Origin of the sequence: Streptomyces antarcticus (genome assembly GCF_026627255.1) — a bacterium.
Classification (GTDB): Bacteria; Actinomycetota; Actinomycetes; order Streptomycetales; family Streptomycetaceae; genus Streptomyces; species Streptomyces antarcticus.
This window is the reverse complement of sequence record NZ_JAPNLM010000025.1, coordinates 119,168-128,411: the sequence shown is the minus strand read 5'-3', so window position 1 is coordinate 128,411 and position 9,244 is coordinate 119,168. Positions and strand designations below refer to the sequence as shown.

The window sequence follows — 9,244 nt, the reverse complement described above, 5'->3', positions numbered from 1 at the left end:
GGCGCCGACGTCCCTCGGCGGTCAGCCCGCCCCCATCTGCATACCTCACACACCACGGAATACAGCCAACACCTCAGCCCCGTCAGACACTCCGTGGAGAATCACCCTGGCGAGCCGAAGTCAGTAATGCACATCACTTAGGTCGCGAAGTCAGGCTGCAAAGTCCTGACCTGCGGTTATCTTCTACCTGTTTTCGTTAGATCTGTTTCTGACGACCCACCACGTGGAGTGCGTGGCGATCCTGGAGCCGGTGGCGAAGGGCGTCTGACCTGTAGGTTTGCCGACGTGCGTGACGTGCGTGACGTGCGTTGTGGGCGTTACGGGCGATACTTTGAGGCTGAGGTGACGCGCGTGACGCTCATTCGACGCTCGCCGGACATTGTTCCCGACGGGCCGTCACGAGCGACAAGCCGCCTCTTGGGACCCGTCGTCCGCCCGGACCGGGAGGCGGCCTTCCGTGTGGTTGGACGCTGCGTGGTCGCTCTGTGGGCGCAATGCACTCCGGCGCGGCGATCACGTTCCGTAATCGCCGGTGAAGAGTTGGCAGGGCACCCGGAGCCCGCCGCGCCGTCTGAGGGTTCGGTACCTCGGCCCCCAACCACCCCGCCTTCCTGGAGACGCTGTTCGCCGCCGAAGTGCTGGGCGCGGTCTTCGTCCCGCTCAACACCCGCCTGGCCGCCCCTGAACCGGCGTACAACCTGTCCGACTCGGGCAGCGCCGTCCTCGTCCACGTGGCGGAGCAGGACCGGGCCGCACGTGCCGCATCCCGCCGACCGTGGCGGCACCGGGCCTGGGCAGACGGGTGCGCCTCATCGCCCCAGTCGTATGGACGGATCACGGGCGTCGGGCACGTGCGATCTCCCGGGATTCGGTGAATCGGGAGCACGTAAGATCACATTACGGTGTGAATCAGCCAACTGCTTTCGTCCCTGTCCGCGACCCCGCCCGCTGCGGGACAATGGTCGGCGATGACCGTCACCACCACCGCCCCGGAGCCACGACCGGACGGCTACAGCCCCTTCGCCCACCTCACCGTCCAGAACACGGTTCTCTACCGTCAGGTGATGCGGACGTTCGTCATCGCCAAAGAACGGTTCGCGGTGCATCTGCGTCCCGAGGACGTGCATGCCGCCCTGCCGGTCGAGACGCGACCCCCTGAGTTGGACGTCGTGGTCAAAGCGCTGGACAGCCTCGTCGGCTGGGGCAATCTCCGCGCCGACCCCGACACCGCGCGTGTCACCGCTGTCGAAGACTTCTACCGGAAGCGGTTCATCTACCAGCTCACCCGAGAGGGAGAAGGTGCTGAGGAAGCCCTTGGCGTCTACGACGAGGCGCTCGGGCGACGCGGCGCGCTGCAGGCTGTCGCCCTGCACGACATCGTCACGCAGTTGCGAGCCCTTGTCGTGCTGGCAGCCGAGGAGCAACCGGATCAGGCCAAAACGCACCTGGCGCTTGACGCGCTGGCGAGTCGCTTCGCCGCCCTCGCCGACAATGCCCGCGCCTTCATGGGGTCCCTGCAGCGGACCATCGACCTCCACGACGTCGAAGAGGAAGTCTTCCTCGCCTACAAGGACCGGCTCATCCAGTACCTGGAGCGGTTCATCCAGGATCTGATCACCCTCGGCGGACGCATTGCCCGGCTGATCCTGGAGCTGGAGGAGGACGGGAGCATCCGGCCGCTGCTGCGGGCTGCCGCACAGCGTGAGGCCGTCGACGCCTCGCCGGAGGAGGCCGATCACGCCGAGCGGGAGGCGTACGACCGCTGGGCCGGGCGCTGGACCGGCCTCGCAGCCTGGTTCATCAGCCGCGACGGGCGCGAGTCCCAAGCCCGACTGCTGCGCGGCCGGGCCCTCGGCGCGATTCCTCAGCTCCTGGCCGTCGTACGGTCGCTGAACGAGCGCAGGGCAGGACGCTCCGACCGGTCCGCGGACTTCCGTACCCTCGCCCGCTGGTTCGCCGAGGCCCCCGACGACGACGCCCGGCACCGGCTGTGGCGCACCGCCTTCGGGCTGTACCCCGCCCGGCATCTCACAGTCGACGCCGAGACCCTCGCCGCCCGCGCCGCGCTGCCGGTCCCCGCGGCCACTCCGTGGGCAGAGGCCGAGCCGTTGCGGATCAGCCCCCAGCTGCGCCGTACCGGCAGCTACGAGCGGCGCGGCAAGCCCCGCAAGGTCGAGGACCGGCGGGAGCAACGTGCATGGCTCGCCGAAGTTGCCGCGAAGCAGCGAGCGGAGACCGCGGCGGCACGCGCTCGGCTCGTCACCGACGGAATCACCCGGCTCTCCGGACTCGGTGAACTCGACCCCGCGTCCTTCGGGCTCTTCCTCCAACTGCTCGGCGACGCACTGGCCACCTGGCGCCCCGGCATGCGCCACACCGTGGCCACCAGCAACGACGGCTCCATGGAGATCCGGCTCAGCTCGCTCGCCGACGGCGGCACGGCAGAGATCCGGACAGCTGGAGGCGTTTTCCGCGGCCCCGACCACCTCATCGAGATCATCGACCTGACGGACGGAGGCGAGGACCGATGAACAGCACCCCGCTCGCCGAGGTGCTCGACGGCCAGCACGCAGCCGACGTTCGCAAGGCGGCTCGCGCCCTGCTCAAGCAACCTCTCCTGCTCGCCCACGGCCGATATGCCGACGAGTTCCGCCTTGTCCGCCGGCACGCCTCCGAATTGCGCGAATGGTTCGACCGCAACACCGGGTGGTCCCTCCAGACGGATGCCGAGGCGGCTCGCCTGCGGAAGATACCCGGTGTCCTCAGCGACCCCACGCACCCCGCGCGTGAGGCGACCCGTGCAGCCGCCCCCTTCACACGGCGCCGCTACGTCCTGCTCTGTCTCGCCCTCGCCGCCCTCGAACGCGGCGAGGCCCAGATCGCACTCGGCCGCCTCGCCGACCAGGTCGTTCTCGACGCCGCCGACCCTCACCTCGCCCGGGCGGGCATCCAGTTCACTCTGGACCGGCGCGACGAGCGCCTCGACCTCGCCGCCGTCGTACGGCTCCTGCTCAGCCTCGGCGTGCTGCGGCGCGTGGCCGGCGACGAGGAGGCCTACGTCAGCGGAGCCGGCGATGTCCTGTACGACGTGGAACGGCGTGTGCTGGCCGGGTTGCTCGCCGCGCGCCGCGGCCCCTCCACCGTGCACGCCGGGACTCTTGATGAGCGCCTCGCCGAACTCATCGCCGAGACCGCTCTGGACAGCGACGAACTGCGCTTCCGCGCGATGCGGCGCTCGCTGACCCGCAGGCTCCTTGACGGGCCGGTCCTGTACTACGACGAGCTGACCGACGCCGAGCTCGGCTACCTCACCCGGCAGCGGGGCTTCCTCACCGCCCGCATCACCGAGCTGACCGGCCTGGTCCCCGAGGTGCGGGCCGAAGGCATCGCGATGGTCGACCCCGACGACGACCTCACCGACGTCCGGATGCCCGAGCAGGGAACCCACGGTCACATCACGCTGTTGCTCGCCGAGCACCTGGCGGCGGCGGGAGGCCCCGTCGCCACCGACCGGCTGGCGTTCCGAGTCCGGGAACTCGCCGCCGAACACGGCGGATTCTGGGCCAAGTCCGCGCGGGAGCCCGGCATGGAAGCCGAGCTCGTGGAACAGGCCGTCGCCCGGCTCGCAGCGCTCGGGCTGGTCTCCCGTACCGCCCACGGTGTGGCGCCCCGCCCGGCCCTCGCCCGGTACGCGGTCGGCGAGACCGTCGTACTCGAACCCGGCACCGCACGTATGCCCGCGCAGCGAAAGGCCAGCAAGCCGTGACCCGCCTTCCCGATCCCCTGCGTTCCCGTTGGCAGCCCCTGCGCATCGGACTCGTCGACCTCTTCCACTACGACGTGGAGGAGTTCCACTTCAGGGACGGGCGGCTGCTGCTGCGGGGGAACAACGGCACCGGCAAGTCCAAGGTGCTCGCCCTGACCCTGCCCTTCCTGCTCGACGGGGACCTCAGCTCGCGCCGGGTCGAGCCCGACGGCGACCCGGGCAAGCGGATGGAGTGGAACCTGCTGCTCGGCGGCGAGCATCCGCACTCCGAGCGGCTCGGCTACACCTGGATCGAGTTCGGCAGGCTCGACGAGACCACCGGCGAGCAGCACTTCCGTACGCTGCTCTGCGGACTCAAGGCGGTCAGCGGACGGGGCATCGCACGCCACTGGTTCGCGCTCACCAGCCAGCGCGTCGACCACGGACCGGGGGCCACCGCCGAGACGTCCCTCAGCCTGCTCGACGCCACCGGCACGGCCCTGTCCAGGGACCGGCTCGCCGAGGCAGTCGCCGCGCACGGCATGGTGTACGACCAGGCCAAGACCTACCGCAGGGCCGTCGACGAGGCACTCTTCGGACTCGGCGAGCAACGGTACGGCGCTCTGGTCGACCTGCTCATCCAGCTCCGCCAGCCGCAACTGTCCAAACGCCCCAACGAGGCAGCCCTGTCCCGAGCCCTCACCGAGGCGCTGCCGCCCATGGACCAGGCGGTCATCGCCGATGTGGCCGAAGCCTTCCGCTCCCTGGACGAGGAGAAGGAGGAACTGATGGCCGCCTCCGCCGCCGAGCGGGCGGCCACAGCCTTCCTGGACCACTACCGGCGCTACGCCCGGATCGTCACCCGCCGACGCGCCCGCATCCCACGCGGGGAGCACTCCCGCTACGAACACCTCCAGCGGGACCTCGCCGAGGCACAGGCCCAGCAGACCCGTGCCCAGGAGGCACGGGCGGCGGCAGAAGAACGGATCGCCGCCCTGGAAGAGACCCAGGCGCGCTTGCGGGCCCAGGACGCGGCCCTGCGCGAGGGCCCCGAGATGCGCAGTGCCCGGGAGCTGGAGCAAGCGGCCAAGGAGGCGGAGCGAACCGACCGCGCCCGAAACCAGGCCAGGGACGACCTGGACCAGGCGGCGGGCCTGCACTCCCGGGCACTCGGGCGGCTCGGCACGGCCGAAAACCGGCTGCGCGCCGCTCACCGGCTGGCCGAGGACACCTTCCGCACAGCACGGGACGCGGCCGCTGCCGCACGGATCGACCTGCCGGGGGATGACGGGCTGCCGTGGCCTGAACTGCGGCGCGCGGCGGAGCAGTCGATGGACCGCGGGCATCGTGCGCTCGCCCACGCGGAGGATCTCGCAGAGAAGGCTGAGCGGGCGGCCCAGGGGCAGCGGCAGGCATCCGTCCGCCTCGACGAGGCGGATGCCGACCTCGACCAGACCACTGCGGAGCAGGGCCAGGCGGAGGAAGCAGCCGCACGGGCGGGGCAGGCGCTGCTGGACGACGTACGAGAACATGCGCGCGCCTGCACACAGCTGACCTACCCCGACCCGGTCGGCCTGCTCGACGAACTCCAGGACTGGACGCGACACCTCGACGGGCCCTACCCGGCCCGCGTGCACGCGGTACGAGCCCACAGCGCGACCTCGGCGCAACTGGCAGACGAGGCGGCCGACGCAGCGCGCCGGACGACGGAGCTGGCAGTACGCGTCGACCGGCTCCGCGAGGAACTCACCACGCTGGAGGCAGGCGGCCGACGAGGTCCCCGACCGCCGCTCAGCCGCACGCCCGGCCTGCGCGAGCGGCTCTCGGGCGCACCACTGTGGCGCCTGGTGGACTTCCACGACGGCCTCTCCGAACCGGAACGCGCGGGACTGGAGGCGGCATTGCAAGCCGCTGGACTGCTCGACGCCTGGGTGCTTCCCGACGGCTCCGCCCTCGCCGCAGACGGGCACGACGTACTCCTCGCTCCCATGACCGGGCCAGTGGCCGGGCCCTCGCTCGGGGGGCTGCTGCGCCCGGCCGTGGACAGTGGCGATGCGCAGGCCGCGGCGGTGGGCGAGGACACGGTGGCACGGCTGCTCGCCGCCATCGGCGCGGGAGAGGACGGCGGAGCGGGCACCTGGGTGGGGTCGGACGGGCGCTTCCGGGTCGGCGCGCTGACCGGCCGCTGGGCCAAGCCCGTCGCCGAGTACGTCGGGGAGGGGGCGCGGGAGGCGGCGCGGCGGGCTCGCATCGCCACTCTGCATGCTGAACTCGACCTGCTCCAGCATGAGTCGGACACGGTCACGGCGCAGTCCGCAGCTGTGGCCGCACGCCGCCGCACCCTCGATGCCGAGCTGGCCGGTGTACCCGACGACAGCCCTCTCACCCGGGCGCACGCCCAGGTGGCCGCTGCCGTCGAGTCGGTGCGTCGGACTCGCATGCGCCGTGAGGGGCGTGTCGCCGACCTGGCGGAGGCGGCCGGGCGGGCCGAAGCGGCCGCCACCGAACTCGCGGGGACCACGGCCGAACTCGGTCTGCCCGCCGACCGGGCCGCCCTGGCCGAGGTGCGCCGGGCCCTTGGTTCCCTCGCCGTGGCCCTGGCCGCCTTGTGGCCGACCCTGCGCGAACGCGGTGAGGCGGTCCTCCAGGCCGAGGAGGAACGCGCCGAGGCCGCGCAGGCCGGGGAGCGGACCGCCGAACTCACCCTGCGCGCCGATGAGGCCGGGCGGGAGGCGGTGGCTGCCGACGAGCGCCACACCACGCTGCGCTCCACCGTCGGCGCGGCCGTCGCCGAACTCGAACGCCGGCTCACCGAGACCGCCGAAGCCCTGCGGGCCTGCGAGGCGGACCAGAGGATCACCCGGCAGCGCCACGGCGAGGCCGACCGGGAGGCGAGCAAGGCCGAAGGCCATATCGAGCGTCTGGAAAAGAACCTCGCGGAAGCAGCGGGGACACGTGCGGAAGCCATCGCGGGGCTCCAGCGGTTCACCGCTACCGGCTTGATCGCGGTCGCCCTGCCCGACCTTCCGATGCCGGCCGAGGGGGACGCCCCCTGGGCGGCCACCCCGGCGATCACGCTCGCCCGGGCCATCGAGTCCGGGCTGGCGTCGACCGACGACTCGGACAGCGCCTGGGAACGCGTACAGCGACGACTGAGCGAGGAACACAAAACCCTGCAGGACACCCTCTCCCGGCACGGGCACACCGCCTCCGCCCGGATGGTGGAGGACGGCATGGTCGTCGACATCGTCTACCAGGGCCGTGAGCGCGCCGTACCAGAGCTCGCCGAGGCACTCACCGCCGAAGTCGGCGAACTCACCCGCATCCTCTCCGCCCATGAGCGGGAGATCCTCGAAACCCATCTGATCACCGAGGTCGCGGGCACCCTCCAGGAACTCATCGGGGCCGCCGAACGGCAGGTGCGCGACATGAACGGTGAACTGGAGGACCGCCCCACCTCCACCGGGATGAAGCTGCGGCTGGTCTGGCGGGCCTCCCGCAAGGCCCCCTCCGGTCTCGCCGCCGCCCGTGAGCGGTTGCGCCAGTCCGCCGACGCCTGGACCCCGGAGGACCGGGCGGCGGTGGGTGAGTTCCTCCAGACACAGATCGCCCGGCAGCAGACGGACGACACCTCCGGCAGCTGGCTCGAACACCTCACCGCCGCGCTCGACTACCGGGCCTGGCACGAATTCGGGGTCGAACGGCATCAGCACGGCCGCTGGGTCCCGGCCACCGGCCCGGCCTCGGGTGGCGAGCGGGTCCTTGCCGTGTCCGTACCGTTGTTCGCTGCGGCTTCCTCGCACTATGCGAGCGCCGGCAGTCCGTACGCGCCCCGCCTGGTCACCCTCGACGAGGCATTCGCGGGAGTGGACGACGACTCGCGTGCCAAGTGCCTCGGCCTGCTGCACGCGTTCGACCTGGACGTGGTGATGACGAGCGAACGGGAGTGGGCCTGCTATCCGCAGGTGCCCGGCGTCGCCATCGCGCAGCTCTCGCGGATCGACGAGGTGGCGGCGGTACTCGTCACCCGCTGGGAATGGGACGGCAACCGGCGGCTGCGCCGAGAGGACCCGGTGCGGTCGCGGAACGCGGAGCCGGCCCCGCAGGAGGAAGCGGTGGGAGCGGAGCCTCTGTGGACGTGACATCCGACGCTGCCCCGGTCGACGCTGCCCCGGTCGACGCTGCCCCGGTCGACGCCGACCGGCTGCGTCGTCTGCTGGGCACCCCCGAACTCCACTGGCTGGTTGACCGGGCACGCCGACGCCTGGAGCGCGAGCAGTCCCTCACCGGCCCGGTCTCCCTCGGCGCGCCCACCGCGGCCCAACGGGTGGCGGCCGAGCGGCTGCTGGGCCGTTCTCCCGGCAGCGGGCTCTCCGTGACCGTCCGGCTCGACGAGGTGGACGCGATCCTGCGCCGCTCGGGCATCAGTCCCGACGGACTCACCGCCGCCGTGGCCGTACTCACCGGGCCGGTCGTTCCGCTCGGCCCCGCCCGTCAGGCCGAGGACCGGGCGTGGCAGGCCGCGTACGCCCCGCTCGAAGCCCTCGCGCAGGAGGTCCCGGCCCTCGCCGTCTGGGCCGCCAGGATCCGCGGCGACGGCCTGGTACGACGCCTCGCCGGCACGCCTGTCGCAGCTCAGGCCCTGCTCGGCCAGGCCGCCACCGCCCTCCGCGCCCTCCCCGCGGACCCTCCCGTCTCGCTTCCTGCCTTTGCGGCCAGGGTCCTCGGCAGCGCCCACGCCCTGGACGACGGCACTCCGCCGGCCACCGTCACCCTGGCCGGTATCCGTGCGCTGACCGGCTTCCCCGACGGCACCGGCGCCGAATGGCGCCGGGAGGCCTGGGCATCGGCGGGCTTGCTCCGCGACGAGCTGTCCTCGACGGTCCTCACCCTGAACCTGCGGGGCACGCCTGCCCTGGACTGGATGGCAGCGGCGGGTGAGCCCTCCGTTCTGACGCTGCGGCAGCTCGTACGCCACTCTCCCCAGGTGTCCGACGCGACCATCCGCATCTGCGAGAACCCGGCGGTGCTGGCGGCGGCAGCCGATCGGCACGGGCCGCACTCCGCGCCGCTGGTCTGCCTTCAGGGCCAGCCGTCGGCCGCAGCGCTTGCCCTCCTGCGCCGTCTGCACGAGGGCGGAGCGGCACTTCTCTACCACGGAGACTTCGACTGGGGCGGCCTGCGCATCGCCTCCGCACTGCGGCGCCGCGTCCCCTGGCAGCCGTGGCGCTACACGGCCGCTGACTACCGCGCGGCGGTGGCGCTCGCGGGTCCAGAGGGCCTGCCACTCGCCGGCCGGCCGGCTGAGGCTCCCTGGGACCCGGCCCTGCCGCAGGCTCTCCTGGAACTGGGCGTCCGCGTCGAGGAGGAGACGGTCCTCGACGCGTTGCTGACCGACCTCGCGTGACGACGACCCGCGTGCCGGGGCGAAGACCCGGCGGTGTCAGCCCGTCGGCGGACATGGCCGCTCCGAGCGCATCGGGAACCGCGAGCCGTCCA

4 protein-coding genes and 1 pseudogene are annotated in these 9,244 nt (G+C 72.2%); all 5 read left to right on the top strand.

The window, feature by feature from the left end:
• Nucleotides 1-574 precede the first annotated feature (574 nt).
• Nucleotides 575-731: pseudogene (locus tag OTB16_RS39355) on the top strand (AMP-binding protein); the annotation flags it as partial.
• A gap of 237 nt (nucleotides 732-968) precedes the next feature.
• Nucleotides 969-2,531 (top strand): TIGR02677 family protein, encoded by a 1,563-nt coding sequence (locus OTB16_RS30450; protein WP_267724351.1) that lies wholly within the window; start codon nucleotides 969-971, stop codon nucleotides 2,529-2,531.
• Nucleotides 2,528-3,766 carry a TIGR02678 family protein gene (locus OTB16_RS30445; RefSeq protein WP_267724349.1) on the top strand — a complete coding sequence of 413 codons (1,239 nt, stop codon included), beginning with the start codon at nucleotides 2,528-2,530 and terminating at the stop codon, nucleotides 3,764-3,766. The genes OTB16_RS30450 and OTB16_RS30445 overlap by 4 nt, the downstream gene beginning before the upstream one ends.
• On the top strand, nucleotides 3,763-7,887 hold the full coding sequence (locus OTB16_RS30440; RefSeq protein ID WP_267724347.1) for a TIGR02680 family protein: 4,125 nt from the start codon (nucleotides 3,763-3,765) through the stop codon (nucleotides 7,885-7,887). The genes OTB16_RS30445 and OTB16_RS30440 overlap by 4 nt, the downstream gene beginning before the upstream one ends.
• Complete coding sequence (locus tag OTB16_RS30435) at nucleotides 7,884-9,152, top strand: TIGR02679 family protein (RefSeq protein ID WP_324290898.1); 1,269 nt, start codon at nucleotides 7,884-7,886, stop codon at nucleotides 9,150-9,152. Before OTB16_RS30440 ends, OTB16_RS30435 begins: the two co-directional genes overlap by 4 nt.
• Nucleotides 9,153-9,244: the final 92 nt, after the last annotated feature.